The sequence below is a fragment of the Vibrio xiamenensis genome (assembly GCF_900100015.1).
Taxonomy (GTDB): Bacteria; Pseudomonadota; Gammaproteobacteria; order Enterobacterales; family Vibrionaceae; genus Vibrio; species Vibrio xiamenensis.
Window position 1 is genome coordinate 358,463 of sequence record NZ_FNDD01000001.1, and the last position, 14,948, is coordinate 373,410.

Genomic DNA, 14,948 nt, shown 5'->3' on the forward strand with positions numbered 1-14,948 from the left:
CGCTAGTTGCTTTGTTATCGTTAGTAACAGTCAGTTCATAGTGTAGAGGCAATTATGGCCATTTCTTTTGACAATGCTTTAGGTATCCACCAATACACGGTGGGCGTGCGTGAACGCAATAGTGAGTTGATTTCAACTAACATTGCGCAAGCGAACACACCTGGATTCAAAGCCAAAGGAATGGACTTTCAGAAAGCTTTGCAGGCGGCAACGTCGGAGGCAAGTATTGGTCTTAGCCGTACCAATGGGCGGCATATTGCTGCCTCTACCAATGTGACAGGGGAAGTACTATATCGAGTTCCAACTCAACCGGATACCGGTGACGGCAATACGGTGGATGTCGATGTAGAGCGTAATTTGTTTATGCAAAACCAGCTCAGACACCAGGCTTCACTTGATTTCTTGGGCGGTAAATTCAAGAACTTAACGAAAGCAATCAAAGGGGATTAATTAGATGAGCTTATTTAATGTATTCAATGTAACTGGTTCTGCAATGAGTGCTGAATCTGTTCGTCTAAACACCACTTCGAGCAACTTGGCCAACGCTGACAGTATCGCAAGCTCTGCGAAAGATACTTATAAAGCTCGCCATGCAGTGTTCGGTGCTGAGTTAAGTAAAGCGCGCTACAACCGTGACGACAATGTTCCAGTCAAAGTATTGGGCATTGTGGAAAGCGATAAACCGCTAACTGCGGAGTACAACCCTGATCATCCACTTGCGAATGACGAAGGGTATATCTACAAACCTAACGTTAACGTAATGGAAGAAATGGCAAATATGATCTCTGCATCACGTTCGTACCAAACCAACGTTCAGATTGCAGAGGCCAGTAAACAAATGCTGCTGCGTACGCTGCAGATGGGTCAATAGGGTAGGAGATAGCGTATGGCTGGTATCAATAACGTTGGTCAAAGCGGCTTGTCCTATATCGACCAGCTTAAACAACTGCAAGACCAGAAAAAGCCCGATGAGACCACAGGTAAGCAAGATCTTAAGCAAGAAGATTTCTTATCTCTGCTCACCAAGCAATTGGCCCAACAGGACCCGTTTAAGCCGGTTGGAAACGACCAGATGATTGCGCAAATGGCTTCATTCGCGACCGTTGATGGTATCGGAAAGATGAACAATCAATTCGAGACTTTGAACACGTCGATGACGTCAAACCAAGCGTTACAAGCGTCTTCTCTGGTTGGCCGCGATGTTCTGGTTCCTGGTGCCGCAGGAATCAAGAAAGACAACGCGGGCATGGCCGCAATGGTTAAGCTTCCGCAAGCACTCGACAACTTGTTTGTTCGAGTAGAAAACGAAGCTGGTCAGTTGGTGCGTACTTTTACTGAAGGTGCAAAACCAGCCGGTGATACCCGTGTTGAATGGGACGGCAAAGATCAAAACGGTAATCCATTGCCGGCAGGCAAATACAAGGTGAAAGCCTCGGGTTTGCTTGATGGCGAGAGCAAAGAGTTCCCTGTATCAACGTATGCAAACGTAAACAGTGTGCTACTTGGCAAAGGCAATGGCAACGTACTGCTCAATCTGGCTGGCTTTGAATCGCCAGTTCGACTTGCTGAAGTACTAGAAGTTGGCAAAGCGTAACACGCTAGCTAGATAGGAGATTTGGAATGTCTTATATTTCACTTAGTGGCTTATCCGCTGCTCAATTAGACTTGAATACCACTAGTAACAACTTGGCGAACGCCAACACGTTTGGTTTTAAAGAGTCTCGTGCTGAATTTGGTGATGTGTACTCAAATTCACTGTTTACTCACGCAAAAACCACCCCTGGACAAGGTGTTCAAGCTCAGAAAGTTGCGCAACAATTCCATGAGGGTTCAAGTATTTATACTAATAACCCAATGGATTTGCGTATCTCGGGCACCGGATTCTTCGCGGTCTCTAAGGATCGCCTAACTCCGCAGCAAAACGAGCTGACACGTAACGGTGCGTTCCATATAGATAAAAACAACTATATGGTAACCTCTACCGATGAATTTTTGTTGGGTTATGACGTGAATAAAGATACCGGTGAAGTGCTTTCTTACGAGCCTCAACCGATAAATATTCCGGCAGAATTTGGTAAGCCTAAACAAACGTCAACCATTGAAGTGGGTGTGAACTTACCAGCGAACGGTGATATTAAGGATCCTGCTCTTTTTGACTACACAGATCCTGAAACTTATAACCGTTCGACATCTTCAACGATTTACGACTCTATGGGTCAGTCGTACAAGATGACGACGTATTACCTGAAAGATCAAACCCAGACCAACACTTGGCAAACGTACTACACAGTAACCGACCAAGAAGGTGAAAAGCCGATTAATATCGCTGGTGGTGATGCCGTTTCGCCAACCGGGCAAACCGGTATCACCATGAAGTTTAACAATGATGGTACGTTGGCAAGCTTAAACAGTGGTAACCCGATTGTGTCTGAGCCACTGGGTTCTGGTACCAATCCAATCAACCTTAACGGTGCGGACGTCAGTCAAACGCTAGGCTTCCAACTGGATTCGGCAACCCAATTTGCCGCTCCGTTTGAATTGACTAAGTTTGATGAAGACGGTGCGACAACTGGTTTCTTGACCAAAGTTGACGTTGATGAAGAAGGGAGTGTGTTAGGTACCTATTCAAACGGTGAAGCAGTCACTCTTGGCCGTGTGGCATTGGTTCGTGTTGCCAATGAACAAGGCTTGGATAAAAAAGGTGGCACCCAATGGGATGCGACTCAAGACTCTGGTGATAAAATCTGGGGTGAGTCTAACAAAGGTTCTTACGGCACCATTAGTAGCGGTACGCTTGAGCAATCGAACATTGATATGACTCAAGAGCTGGTGGACTTGATCTCCGCTCAGCGTAACTTCCAAGCAAACTCGCGTGCGCTTGAAGTACATAACCAGCTACAACAAAACATCCTGCAAATTCGTTAATCAACGATCTTCTGGCAAATCATCAGCGGCAAAAGCTGGTGGTTTGCCTTTGCCGATCTAGCGGCAAGCCCTTCAGCACTCTTCTCGTTTTTTTAATAATTATCTGATTTGTAACAAAAAAATATATTGGCACACAGTTTGCTTTATTAGCTTCGAAGAATGATTTTAGGAGCAAATTATGGATCGTGCACTGTTTCTGGCTATGAGTGGCGCCAAGCAAAATATGCAAGCCATGCAACTTAGAGCCAACAACCTTGCCAACGTTAGTACGACGGGTTTTCGTGCCGACCTTGAGCATGCTCGTTCTATGCAAGCGTACGGCGAAGGTTTACCTAGCCGCGTGTTTAGTATGACCGAGCGTCCGGGACATAATTTTGCTCAAGGCAGTGTGATCACCACTGGCCGCGATCTTGACGCCACGATTGAAGGTGACGGCTGGATTTCGGTGATGGATAAGACAGGTAAAGAAGGTTTAACCCGCAATGGTAACTTCAATATCGGTCCTACTGGTTTACTAACCAGCGGCAACGGCAATCTTGTACTCGGAGAAACGGGTGCCCCAATTACTTTACCGATCCCGATCAGTAAAGTGGAAATCGGCCATGACGGAACCATTTCGGTTGTGCCAATGGGAGCCCCGGCAGATGCAATGGAGATCGTTGATCGAATCAAACTGACCCGCACGCCAAATCAATCACTGTATAAAGATGCGAACGGCTTATTCCGTTCTAAAGATCCTAATGCAACCTACGATGCTGATGCGAACGTCAAGTTGCTTACTGGTGCACTCGAAGGCAGTAACGTTAATGCTGTCGGCGAAATGACCAGCTTAATTGACCTGCAACGTCAATTTGAAATGCAAACCAAGATGATGAAAACCGCTGAAGAGATGGATAAATCATCAGACACATTGCTTCGTATGAGCTGATAAAGGTTTAGGAGAAGATTATGCAACCAGCATTATGGGTAAGTAAAACGGGTTTAGATGCCCAGCAAACAAACATCGCCACGATTTCGAACAACTTGGCGAACGCCTCCACCGTCGGTTTTAAAAAGAGCCGCGCGGTGTTTGAAGATTTGTTTTATCAGAATATTAACCAACCTGGCGGCCAGTCGTCGCAAAACACTGAGTTACCAAGTGGTTTGATGCTTGGTGCAGGTTCTAAGGTTGTCGCAACCCAAAAGGTCCATACCCAAGGTAATACTCAGACTACCAACAACAGCTTGGACATGATGATCGAAGGTGATGGCTTCTTCCAGATCCTAATGCCTGATGGCAATATCGGTTACTCGCGTAATGGTCAGTTCACGGTCAATGATGAAGGCGTGATTGTGACTTCAGGTTCGGGCTATCCACTGCAACCTGAAATCACCATTCCTGATGATGCGACCAGCATTACCGTTGGTAATGATGGTGAAGTGTCAGTGCGTATTCGTGGCCAACAAAATAACCAAGTACTGGGGCAAATCACCACGGTTGATTTCATCAACCCTGGCGGCCTTGAACCCATTGGTCAGAACTTGTATTTGCCAACTGGCGCAAGTGGTGACCCACAAGAAGGGGTCCCTGGCCTAGATGGATTTGGTGAAGTTCGCCAATCGATGTTGGAAACGTCTAACGTCAACGTGACCGAAGAGCTGGTAAATATGATCGAAGCTCAGCGAGTCTACGAAATGAATTCCAAAGTGATCTCAGCGGTCGACAAAATGATGAGTTTTGTCAATCAGCAGCTCTAAGCGTGTTTTGAGGATAGGGTTATGAAGCGTTTACTTGCCTTAGTATTTGCATCCATGATGTCAGGTTGTGCTCTGTTACAGCCGCCAGTTGATACTGCTAATGTTGAGCAGGGCACCACGACGGTGGATGCGGTGGAAGGGGATAAAACTAGCCAAGATACTACAGGCACTGTTGATACCCTACGTGGCCGTACAGATCCCGTGGCTGACGATCCGGCTTGGGCGCCGATTCACCCTAAACATCAACCTGAGCACTACGCCGCAGAAACTGGATCGCTGTTTAATGCAGATAAAGCCACCAGTTTGTACGACGATTCTAAGCCTCGTGGTATTGGTGACATTATTACGGTAACCCTTGACGAAGCGACCAAAGCGGCGAAAAGTTCCGATGCGGATTTGTCTAAGTCTAATGATGCATCGATGGACCCGTTAAGTGTTGGTGGTAAAGATTTGACGGTTGGAGAATATAACTTCTCTTACGGTTTGAAAAACGACAACAATTTCTCAGGCAGTGCAGCAGCGAATCAAAGCAACAGCATCAGTGGCTCGATTTCGGTCGAAGTGATTGAAGTGCTTGCTAATGGTAACTTGCTGATTCGCGGTGAAAAATGGTTAACATTGAATACTGGTGACGAGTATATCCGCTTAAGCGGCACCATCCGTCCACAAGATATCGATTACGACAACACCATCGCATCAACCCGTATTTCCAATGCTCGAATTCAATATTCAGGCACTGGAACCAACCAAGATATGCAAGAACCTGGATTCTTGGCACGATTCTTTAATGTCGCTCTATAGAGTTTAATAAAGTCGAGCTTTTGGCGCTCGACTTGAGAGTGAAGGTTACCACCATGAAAAAGCTACTTCTGTTGTTTACTGGCCTGCTAGTGCTTGCTTGCCAAGCGAATGCGGCGCGAATTAAAGACGTTTCGCAGGTTGCAGGCGTCAGAAGTAACCAATTGGTCGGTTACGGTTTGGTGACTGGATTGCCGGGTAGCGGCGAGTCTACGCCCTTTACTGATCAAAGCTTTAACGCGATGCTACGTAATTTCGGCATTCAATTGCCGCCAGGCACTAAGCCAAAAACCAAAAACGTCGCCGCAGTTATCGTGACAGCAACCTTGCCAGCGTTTTCGAAACAAGGTCAAACTATTGATGTGACTGTCTCTTCGGTCGGCTCGGCGAAGAGTTTGCGCGGTGGCACCTTAATGCAAACCATGCTTAAAGGTCTAGACGGCAAAGTGTACGCGATTGCCCAAGGTAACCTTGTGGTGAGCGGCTTTAGTGCCAACGGCGCCGATGGCTCGAAAATTGTCGGTAACAACCCAGCGGCAGGCATGATCTCCAACGGCGCAATCGTGGAGCAAGAGATTCCTAGCCCATTTAGCCGTGGTGATTACATCACTTTTAATCTTCTTGAATCCGATTTTACCACTGCGCAGCGTATGGCTGATGCGATCAATAACTTCCTTGGCCCGCAAATGGCTTCACCGGTCGATGCCACCTCAGTAAAAGTACGTGCGCCTCGTGATATCAGTCAGCGCGTCGCCTTTTTGTCTGCAGTAGAAAACCTTGAGTTCAACCCGGCAGATGGCGCGGCAAAAATTATCGTCAACTCTCGCACTGGCACCATTGTGGTTGGTAAGCACGTACGTTTGAAACCGGCAGCGGTAACCCACGGCGGCATGACGGTGGCAATCAAAGAAAACTTGAATGTCAGCCAACCGAATGGATTTTCTGGCGGCCAGACCACGGTTGTACCTAATTCACAAATTGAAGTTTCTGAAGCCAAAGGCAAAATGTTCAAATTTGAACCTGGCTTAACGCTGGATGATCTGGTTCGTGCGGTTAACGAAGTGGGCGCAGCACCTTCGGATTTAATGGCGATTCTTCAAGCGCTTAAGCAAGCGGGCGCGATTGAAGGTCAGCTGATCATTATTTAAGGAGGCGGCATGAATAACGGTAACGATATTGGATTTATTCACGACCTTGCCAGTTTAGATACGCTGCGTCGCCAAGCGGTGGGCAGCGATAAAGACAAAGAACATGAAGCGTTAAAAGCGGCAGCGAAGCAATTTGAAGCCATTTTTACTACCATGTTGTTTAAGTCGATGCGTGATGCCAATGCCACCTTTGAATCGGGTCTCATGGATAGCCAGAATCAGCAGTTTTTTCGCCAAATGTTGGATGAACAGCGCGCCAGTGAATTGAGTGCTTCAGGCTCTTTGGGCCTAGCTGATATGATCGTCGCACAGCTTGGTTCTGGTAAGATTGAGAACCCAAGTGCTGCGGCGCGTGAAAAAGATTTCGGTGCGTTGATGGAGAAAATCGATGCGGGCCGACGCGCAAAAGCGGCAAATGCCGAATCTGAAGCGGCACAAAATGTCCCTCAAGCGGTAGAGGAAAATCAACCGGCACAACCAAGCCGTTTTGATTCTCCAGAAGCTTTTGTGGCATCGATGAAACCTTATGCCGAAAAAGCGGCAAAAGCGCTTGGTGTCGATTCCTCGCTATTGCTAGCGCAAGCTGCACTTGAAACCGGTTGGGGTAAGAAAGTGATTCACAATAGCCAAGGTAGCAGCAATAACTTATTTAATATTAAGGCGGACAAGCGTTGGGGCGGTGATAAGATGGCCACGCAAACCCTGGAATATCATCAAGGTATTCCGGTGCAAGAAAAAGCGGCATTTCGCTCTTATGACAGCTACCAAGACAGCTTTAACGACTATGTCCGTTTTCTTAAGCAAAACCCTAGATACACCACCGCACTTCGTCATGAAGGCAATTCTGAGCAGTTTATCCATGGGATTCATCGCGCAGGTTACGCAACCGACCCAAGCTATGCAGATAAAGTACTCAAAGTGAAACAGAAAATCGATAACATGTAATCCATCAAGCTTGCTTTTCAGCAAGCTTTTTTGTTTCTTTCACCACAAAAAACTCTCCTTGGCACGCATATTGCTCAATTAACTTTAGTGATTCAGTAACAGCTGATTTTTAAAGGTTTTCGGGGGCAGTATGGCGTCGGATCTTCTGAATTTAGGTGCACAAAGTGTGCTTACGTCTCAGAGACAGTTAAACACCACAGGTCATAACATTTCTAATGTTAATACAGAAGGTTATAGCCGCCAGTCTGTAATACAAGGCACAAACATGCCGCGTCAGTATGGTGGTCAGACGTTTGGTATGGGTGTGCATGTGGAAAATGTTCGCCGCTCGTGGGATCAGTTTGCCGTCAAAGAGCTGGATACCTCCACGACTCACTACGCACGTAAGGTCGATGTTGAAGAGAATCTAGAGATGCTCTCTAACATGCTATCGTCGGTTGCGTCGAAAAAAATTCCTGAAAACCTCAACGAATGGTTTGATTCGGTCAAGTCATTAGCCGACAGCCCAAATGATGTCGGCGCACGTAAAGTGGTGCTTGAAAAAGCGGACCTAATCACCAAAAACATGAACGACTTCCAAGAGACCATTCGTGGCCAATACGAAGTGACCAACCGTAAGTTGGATTTAGGTATTAAGCGAATCAACCAGTTAGCGATTGAGATTCGTGATTTAAACCGTTTAATGATGCGTACTCCAGGCCCTCACAATGACCTGATGGATAAACACGAAAAATTGGTGAACGAGCTTTCTGAGTACACCAAAGTGACTGTGACGCCACGTAAAAACGCTGAAGGTTTCAACGTTCATATTGGTAACGGCCACACCTTGGTGTCGGGTACCGAAGCCAGTGAGCTGAAAATGATCGATGGTTATCCTGATGTTCATCAGCGCCGTTTGGCAATGATTGAAGGCAAGGGCATCAAGCCGATTACCAGCAAAGACATCGACGGCAAAATCGGTGCGATGTTGGATATGCGAGACAAGCAAATTCCGTATCTGATGGATCAACTCGGCAAAATGGCAACCACGTTTTCTCAGGAAGTGAACGTGTTGCAATCACAAGGCTTAGATCTTAACGGTGAAGTCGGCGGCAATATCTTTACCGACATCAACTCCGACATTGCCACCAAATCAAGGGTGATTGCGCACTCTAATTCTGAGGCCGAGCTGCGCGTGTATATCGACAACACCTCAAAAATGGTGGCCGGCGAATATGACCTGCAATATGTTGACGGCGATTACTATGTCACACGACCAAATGGCGACCGTTTTGAAGCGCCAATGGAAGACGGCAATATTGTGGTTGATGGCCTACGTATCGAGATTCGTGAAGATTTGGCGGACGGCGAACGGGTGATGATTCGTCCAACTCGCCTTGGCGCAGCGCAGATGAAAATGGCCACCAATGATCCCAAAGCGATTGCCGCACAAAGTTATGAAGCATCGACCACGTTTGCCCAAGGTAAAGCGCAGTTCCATATTAAAGATGCCGGAGACCTGCGCGAGTTTGCCGTGGTGATTTCGCCGGATGGGAAACAATTTGCCGTGACCGATCCAAAAGGCAAAGTGCTGATGCAGCCACAAGATTATCCGCCAGATGGTCCGGTGACCGTTCAAGGAACCACCTTTGAACTCACCAAAGGGGCATTGCCGAATGACAAATTTACGGCAAACCTTGTCCCCTCTGAAGGTGATAACGGCAACTTGATCAAAATGCAGAATATTCAGACAGATAAAAAGCTAAATAATGGTGAGTCGACGATTTTAGACGTCTACCACGACCTCAATACTGAAATGGGGTTGAGAAAGTCGACTGCGTCGCGTCTTACCGATGTGGCTCGCTTGGAAAAACAGGCCGCTCAGGAACGAATTGCATCGATTTCCGGCGTTAACCTCGATGAAGAAGCGGCCAACATGATGAAATTTCAACAAGCGTATATGGCGTCTTCGCGCATCATGCAGACGGCCAACGATACGTTTAACACCATTTTGGCATTGAAGTAGGGAGGCATAAATCATGTTGAATCGTATTGCCAGCTTCCATAACTATCAATCGGTGCAAAATGACTTGCGTCGTCAAGAAGGTAAAATTCATCACAATCAGGCTCAATTGGCGTCTGGTAAGAAGTTGATGCAGGCGGCCGATGATCCGCTAGCGACCCATTACATTCAAAATATTGGTCAGCAATCTGAGCAACTTCGCCAGTATATGGACGCCATCGTGTTAACGCGAAATCGTCTTGAGCACCATGAAGTGATCATTGCTAACGCTGAAGATTATGCGGATGAAGCAAAACGAACAGTGATGGAAACCATCAATGGTTCGTTATCGGTCGAAGACCGTCAAGCTAAGAAACGTGAAATGGAAGAACTTGCCAATAACTTTTTAAGTTTGGCTAACGTTCAGGATGAGTCAGGCAACTACATCTTTGCCGGGACTAAGCCGAAAAACCAACCGTTCTTTCGCGACCGTGATGGTAACGTTGAATACGCAGGCGATGATTATCAGCGCAAGATGAAAATTGCCAATAGCATGGAAATGGCCATCAATGATCCAGGCAGCAAGCTGTTTATGGAAATTGATAACCCATTTGGCGATTACGAACCGAATTACGATTTGAAAGGCGCTTCTGAATTGCTATTAGAACGGGCGACCAACTCTGATGCCGATGATGATGCGTCATATAAAGTGACGTTTGTCGATATGCCGGATCATAAATACGGCTATCAACTTGAGCGTAATGGCTCGATCGTTGATGCGGATGTATTCGATCCGAAAAAAGGCATTCAATATGAAGGCTTGACCATTCATGTTAAAGGTCAAATCAACAAAGGCGATGAGATTTCGCTTGAGCCAAGAAAGACGTTTAGCATTTTTGACACGTTCAAAGATGCGATGAAGTACACCGACGGTTCAGTATCGGATCTATCGAACACCGCCAAGCTGCACCAGGTGACGGAAGAATTTCATGCGGCGTTTATTCATTTAAACAAAGCACGTTCTGATGTCGGTGCGCGTTTAAGTACACTTGATATTCAAGAGCAGCAACACGAAGACTTCAAACTCACTTTGGCCAAATCCAAGAGTAACTTCGAAGATTTGGACTATGCCGATGCGGTGATTGAGTTCAATGAGAATTCACGTGCACTGCAAGCATCACAACAAGCATTTGGTAAAACCAAAGACTTGACCCTTTTCAACTATATCTAATTGCAGTCCACACTCCATTGCCTTATGTGCTGTTGCCATATGTGCGGAGTGTGAGCGGCAAAAGATGATTAGGGATGCCGCTGGCAAATAGGCGGCAAAATAAGCGGCAAACACTGTTGCCGATAGCTAAAAAGAATAGTTTGGCAAAGATGTATACAGTGTGGAATATAACTTTAAATATCTATAAGTGACTGAAATTTAAAGTTAAAAAATATTTTTAAAAACTTGGCACGCATATTGATATAGGTAATACGTAACTTGATTAACCACCTTTGTGTGAACAGACAGTTCGTAAACCGGCAATAGCTAGGTTTAAGCAAGGCATATTTCGGTCAGTGCTTCCAAATGAGATTAAGCTGGCCGCTTCGCAAAGCACTTGCGAACTCACTAGGAGAGCAACCTATGACCATTAACGTAAATACCAACGTTTCAGCGATGACCGCTCAACGTTACCTAAACAAAGCAACTGGTGACTTAAACACCTCTATGGAACGTTTGTCATCAGGTGCGCGGATCAACAGTGCGAAAGACGATGCGGCAGGCCTACAAATCTCGAACCGCTTAACCGCGCAGTCTCGAGGCCTTGATGTGGCAATGCGTAACGCCAACGATGGTATTTCGATTGCGCAAACCGCAGAAGGGGCGATGAACGAATCGACCAATATTCTGCAACGTATGCGTGACCTTGCGCTGCAATCGGCAAACGGCACCAACTCAACATCAGAGCGTGAAGCGTTGAATGAGGAAGTGACCGCACTGCAAGACGAATTGAACCGTATTGCAGAAACCACATCGTTTGGTGGTCGCCGTCTACTTAACGGTTCGTTTGGTGAGTCCTCTTTCCAAATCGGTGCCAGCTCAGGTGAGGCAATGATTGTTGCGCTAACCAGTATTCGTGCCGACGATTTCCAAATGGGTGGCCAATCCTTTGTTGCCGAAAACGGCAAGAACAAAGATTGGGGGGTACCACCTGATGCCAGAGATATGAAGTTTGAATTCACCACCAAAGAAGGTGAGGAAGTCACTTTTGATCTGCTCGCTAAACCTGGCGACGACGTGGAAGAGTTAGCCACTTACATCAATGGTCAAAATGACAAGATTCAGGCGTCAGTCAATGAGAAAGGACAGTTACAAGTATTTGTTGCTGAGCCAAATATTCGCGGTGAGCTGAATATTTCAGGTGGCTTGGCAAGTGAGCTTGGCCTTGAAGGCGGCCCAGGTAAGAACACCACGGTTCAGGACATCGATGTGTTATCCGTTGGTGGCGCGCAAAATGCTGTCGGTGTTATCGACGCGGCAATGAAATACGTTGATTCACAACGTGCCGACCTTGGTGCGATTCAAAACCGTTTGAACCACAGTATTAATAACTTGGCGAACATCCAAGAAAACGTTGCAGCTTCAAATAGCCGAATCCGTGATACGGACTTTGCCAAAGAAACCACTGCGATGACGAAATCACAAATTCTGCAACAGGCAGGGACATCGATTCTTGCCCAAGCAAAACAGTTGCCAAACTCTGCACTAACGTTGCTGCAGTAGTAAAAGAACCTTTATTGACGTTGTCTCAGACGTGAGGTTAATAAAGGTTTCTTGGCAAGCGAGTTGGTTATTATCGAGTATAAAGTTCTCTCTCAAACCTGCTTTATACTTCGAGATTAATCCTCGCGACCCCTAGGTAGTTAAAATGTGTCATTTCTCTCGATCTCCACATTTGGCTTAACTACCGCCTAGCCCCGGTTCTCTCAAAGGAAAGGGGCTTTCTTTTTTCGAGAATAGAAACGGCTGAATGACTCGTTTGTGTTCTTTAAACCCTGCAAGGGTGATTTTCGAGCCCGCATCACTTCATGTGCTGCGGGCTTTGTGTTGTTTAGGCTAAATGTTTAGGAGCCGAGCCGTAGGCATTGTCGCCTTGAGTGCCCTCTAAAACCATAAAGAACAGCAGCACTAATGTTCCTATCACCGGGATCAAGCTCAATAACAACCACCAACCACTGCGCTCTGTATCGTGCAAGCGACGCATCGAAACGCCAACGTAAGGCAGGAACACTACTAAGCTATAAACAGGGCTTAAAAAGCTAATCTGCAAGCGGTGCTCTACCAATCCAAGTACGATGCGAATCAGAGTATCGAACAGCACGAACATCCAAAACTCTTTACGTCTCGATCTGCCGTGAAAGCCAAGATAATTCTTAAACGCGAGTAGATACCAATCCATACCTTATTCCTTATTATGTTTTCTAGTGTAACGCCTAGCCAAAGCGAGTTTGGATGCCCGTTTGGTTATGAAGTCGAGCTAATGATTCTTACGCTCTGTGTGACTTCGAAGTGAGGCGTTTTATCATTTTAAAAGGGCATGCATACTGATTGAAAACAAGATTATGGGTAAACGTGTCGCTTATTGTTAAGAACATGCAATAACTTGTGATGATTATTAACAATCTTGCCCCGACAGCAAGAGCGAAAACTTTAGCGGTATTGTTGTGATATGTGTGCCGCTTCATTTAATTGGTGAAAATTCGTAGGATTTCTTTTACAGCCGATAATTCTTCTAAAGCTTATCTCAACCGAGTCGCTAATAAGGATACTTTGAGAGAACGTGGTGATCTGAGACGTCGGAAAACCAAAATAAATTCCGACTCGTCGGAGAATCAACAGGAGAATCACTATGGCAGTGAATGTAAATACAAACGTTTCAGCAATGACCGCTCAACGCTATTTAAATAGTGCGAGCAGTGCTCAGCAAGCTTCTATGGAACGTCTATCTTCAGGCTTTAAGATTAATAGCGCGAAGGATGATGCTGCAGGTTTGCAAATCTCGAACCGTTTGAACGTCCAAAGCCGTGGTCTTGATGTCGCAGTACGAAATGCGAATGATGGCGTCTCAATGGCTCAGACCGCTGAAGGTGCGATGAACGAAACCACTAACATTCTACAGCGTATGCGCGATCTTTCACTACAATCGGCGAACGGTTCAAACTCTAAGTCTGAACGTGTGGCGATTCAAGAAGAAGTGACCGCATTGAACGACGAACTAAACCGTATCGCTGAAACCACATCTTTTGGTGGTAACAAGCTACTTAACGGCACGTTCGCGACTAAATCGTTCCAAATCGGTGCTGATAACGGCGAAGCGGTAATGCTTACGCTCAATAATATGCGTAGTGATAACGCATTGATGGGTGGTACAAGCTACAAAGCTGAAAACGGCAAAGATAAAGATTGGTCTGTTCAGTCTGGTTCTAACGATTTGACTATCACGTTAAACGACAAACTTGACGGCGAGAAAACCATCTCAATCAATGCGAAAGCAGGAGATGATATCGAAGAGCTCGCGACTTACATCAACGGTCAAACCGATATGGTGAAAGCGTCAGTCGACGAAGACGGTAAGTTGCAATTGTTCACAGACAGCAACAAAGTCGATGGAACCGCCACATTTGGTGGTAGCCTAGCCGGTGAATTAGGTATCGGTGAAGGTTCTGCGGTGACCGTTGATACTCTAGATGTAACGTCTGTGGGCGGCGCACAACAATCGGTTGCGGTTGTCGATGCAGCGCTTAAGTTTGTTGATAGTCACCGTGCAGAACTCGGTGCGTTCCAAAACCGTTTTGGCCACGCGATCAACAACTTGGATAACATTAACGAAAACGTCAATGCGTCGAAGAGCCGTATCAAAGATACCGACTTCGCCAAAGAGACGACTGCACTAACCAAAGCGCAGATCCTAAGCCAAGCGTCAAGCTCGGTATTGGCTCAAGCGAAACAGGCGCCAAACGCGGCTCTTGGTCTACTTGGTTAATCTATCGGTTAATGACAAAAAGCCCAGCAATGCTGGGCTTTTTATTGTCAGCTCTAAACCACCGCCTAGGGCGGTGGTGATTGTCCCTTGGGGCTATTGCCCGAAGGAATACCCATGTTAGAAGTAAGTCTCTTATTCACCACAAGTAAGAGGAAACTAAAAACATGGGCGACTACAGAAGTTCATCACATGTATATTGGCGTTGTAAATACCACATAGTATGGACGCCGAAGTATAGATTTAAGATCTTGAAAGGTAATGTAGGTAAGGAGCTTTACCGCTCGATCTACATTTTGTGCAATATAAAAGATTGTGAAGTCTTGGAATTAAATATTCAGCCAGATCACGTTCACTTGGTTGTGATAGTCCCACCGAAAGTAT

The 14,948-nt window shown here is 46.2% G+C and carries 15 protein-coding genes; 14 read left to right on the forward strand and 1 reads right to left on the reverse strand.

Features of this window, described 5'->3' with window-relative positions:
- The first annotated feature begins 54 nt into the window (after window positions 1–54).
- From flgB to BLS03_RS01665, 12 genes are all read left to right on the forward strand, one after another.
- Window positions 55–450: a flagellar basal body rod protein FlgB gene (gene flgB / locus BLS03_RS01610; RefSeq protein WP_093268726.1), complete on the forward strand. Its 396-nt coding sequence runs from the start codon at window positions 55–57 to the stop codon at window positions 448–450.
- A gap of 4 nt (window positions 451–454) precedes the next feature.
- Window positions 455–871, forward strand: coding sequence for a flagellar basal body rod protein FlgC (gene flgC, locus BLS03_RS01615; protein WP_093268728.1), 417 nt, complete (start codon window positions 455–457; stop codon window positions 869–871).
- Between the two features lie 15 nt (window positions 872–886).
- Window positions 887–1,594, forward strand: a complete 708-nt coding sequence (locus tag BLS03_RS01620) for a flagellar hook assembly protein FlgD (protein ID WP_093268731.1) — start codon at window positions 887–889, stop codon at window positions 1,592–1,594.
- A gap of 26 nt (window positions 1,595–1,620) precedes the next feature.
- The gene (gene flgE / locus BLS03_RS01625; RefSeq protein ID WP_093268733.1) at window positions 1,621–2,925 is read left to right on the forward strand and encodes a flagellar hook protein FlgE; all 1,305 of its coding nucleotides are present in this window, start codon (window positions 1,621–1,623) and stop codon (window positions 2,923–2,925) included.
- A 178-nt stretch (window positions 2,926–3,103) separates the two neighbouring features.
- Window positions 3,104–3,853, forward strand: a complete 750-nt coding sequence (locus tag BLS03_RS01630; RefSeq protein ID WP_093268736.1) for a flagellar basal body rod protein FlgF — start codon at window positions 3,104–3,106, stop codon at window positions 3,851–3,853.
- Window positions 3,854–3,873: 20 nt separating this feature from the next.
- Window positions 3,874–4,662, forward strand: a complete 789-nt coding sequence (gene flgG, locus BLS03_RS01635) for a flagellar basal-body rod protein FlgG (RefSeq protein WP_093268738.1) — start codon at window positions 3,874–3,876, stop codon at window positions 4,660–4,662.
- A gap of 21 nt (window positions 4,663–4,683) precedes the next feature.
- Entirely contained in the window at window positions 4,684–5,463 is a 780-nt protein-coding gene (flgH, locus tag BLS03_RS01640; protein WP_093268741.1) for a flagellar basal body L-ring protein FlgH, read from the forward strand.
- Window positions 5,464–5,516: 53 nt separating this feature from the next.
- Window positions 5,517–6,608, forward strand: coding sequence for a flagellar basal body P-ring protein FlgI (locus tag BLS03_RS01645; protein ID WP_093268743.1), 1,092 nt, complete (start codon window positions 5,517–5,519; stop codon window positions 6,606–6,608).
- Between the two features lie 9 nt (window positions 6,609–6,617).
- Entirely contained in the window at window positions 6,618–7,553 is a 936-nt protein-coding gene (gene flgJ, locus BLS03_RS01650; RefSeq protein WP_093268746.1) for a flagellar assembly peptidoglycan hydrolase FlgJ, read from the forward strand.
- A 130-nt stretch (window positions 7,554–7,683) separates the two neighbouring features.
- Window positions 7,684–9,558 carry a flagellar hook-associated protein FlgK gene (gene flgK / locus BLS03_RS01655; RefSeq protein ID WP_093268748.1) on the forward strand — a complete coding sequence of 625 codons (1,875 nt, stop codon included), beginning with the start codon at window positions 7,684–7,686 and terminating at the stop codon, window positions 9,556–9,558.
- 13 nt (window positions 9,559–9,571) lie between these two features.
- Window positions 9,572–10,765, forward strand: coding sequence for a flagellar hook-associated protein FlgL (flgL, locus tag BLS03_RS01660; RefSeq protein ID WP_093268750.1), 1,194 nt, complete (start codon window positions 9,572–9,574; stop codon window positions 10,763–10,765).
- Window positions 10,766–11,167: 402 nt separating this feature from the next.
- A complete protein-coding gene (locus BLS03_RS01665; RefSeq protein ID WP_093268753.1) occupies window positions 11,168–12,307 on the forward strand; it encodes a flagellin in 1,140 nt (379 codons plus the stop codon).
- Between the two features lie 328 nt (window positions 12,308–12,635).
- Here the strand turns inward: BLS03_RS01665 and BLS03_RS01670 are convergent, their stop codons facing one another.
- Window positions 12,636–12,983 carry a DUF805 domain-containing protein gene (locus BLS03_RS01670; RefSeq protein WP_093268756.1) on the reverse strand — a complete coding sequence of 116 codons (348 nt, stop codon included), beginning with the start codon at window positions 12,981–12,983 and terminating at the stop codon, window positions 12,636–12,638.
- 450 nt (window positions 12,984–13,433) lie between these two features.
- Between BLS03_RS01670 and BLS03_RS01675 the strand changes: the two genes are divergently transcribed.
- Both BLS03_RS01675 and tnpA read left to right on the forward strand, forming a co-directional pair.
- Window positions 13,434–14,567, forward strand: coding sequence for a flagellin (locus BLS03_RS01675; protein ID WP_093268758.1), 1,134 nt, complete (start codon window positions 13,434–13,436; stop codon window positions 14,565–14,567).
- Window positions 14,568–14,731: 164 nt separating this feature from the next.
- The coding region (tnpA, locus tag BLS03_RS01680) for an IS200/IS605 family transposase (RefSeq protein ID WP_143015583.1) at window positions 14,732–14,948 on the forward strand (217 nt) is incomplete at its 3' end.

What these genes read in the sequence shown, in the direction of transcription:
- BLS03_RS01630 (WP_093268736.1), top strand. Translation starts at nt 3,104, where the DNA reads ATGGATCGTGCACTGTTTCTGGCTATGAGTGGCGCCAAGCAAAATATG.
- flgB (WP_093268726.1), top strand. Translation starts at nt 55, where the DNA reads ATGGCCATTTCTTTTGACAATGCTTTAGGTATCCACCAATACACGGTG.
- flgL (WP_093268750.1), top strand. Translation starts at nt 9,572, where the DNA reads ATGTTGAATCGTATTGCCAGCTTCCATAACTATCAATCGGTGCAAAAT.
- flgG (WP_093268738.1), top strand. Translation starts at nt 3,874, where the DNA reads ATGCAACCAGCATTATGGGTAAGTAAAACGGGTTTAGATGCCCAGCAA.
- flgE (WP_093268733.1), top strand. Translation starts at nt 1,621, where the DNA reads ATGTCTTATATTTCACTTAGTGGCTTATCCGCTGCTCAATTAGACTTG.
- flgH (WP_093268741.1), top strand. Translation starts at nt 4,684, where the DNA reads ATGAAGCGTTTACTTGCCTTAGTATTTGCATCCATGATGTCAGGTTGT.
- BLS03_RS01675 (WP_093268758.1), top strand. Translation starts at nt 13,434, where the DNA reads ATGGCAGTGAATGTAAATACAAACGTTTCAGCAATGACCGCTCAACGC.
- BLS03_RS01665 (WP_093268753.1), top strand. Translation starts at nt 11,168, where the DNA reads ATGACCATTAACGTAAATACCAACGTTTCAGCGATGACCGCTCAACGT.
- flgK (WP_093268748.1), top strand. Translation starts at nt 7,684, where the DNA reads ATGGCGTCGGATCTTCTGAATTTAGGTGCACAAAGTGTGCTTACGTCT.
- BLS03_RS01645 (WP_093268743.1), top strand. Translation starts at nt 5,517, where the DNA reads ATGAAAAAGCTACTTCTGTTGTTTACTGGCCTGCTAGTGCTTGCTTGC.
- BLS03_RS01620 (WP_093268731.1), top strand. Translation starts at nt 887, where the DNA reads ATGGCTGGTATCAATAACGTTGGTCAAAGCGGCTTGTCCTATATCGAC.
- flgJ (WP_093268746.1), top strand. Translation starts at nt 6,618, where the DNA reads ATGAATAACGGTAACGATATTGGATTTATTCACGACCTTGCCAGTTTA.
- flgC (WP_093268728.1), top strand. Translation starts at nt 455, where the DNA reads ATGAGCTTATTTAATGTATTCAATGTAACTGGTTCTGCAATGAGTGCT.
- BLS03_RS01670 (WP_093268756.1), bottom strand. Translation starts at nt 12,983, where the DNA reads ATGGATTGGTATCTACTCGCGTTTAAGAATTATCTTGGCTTTCACGGC.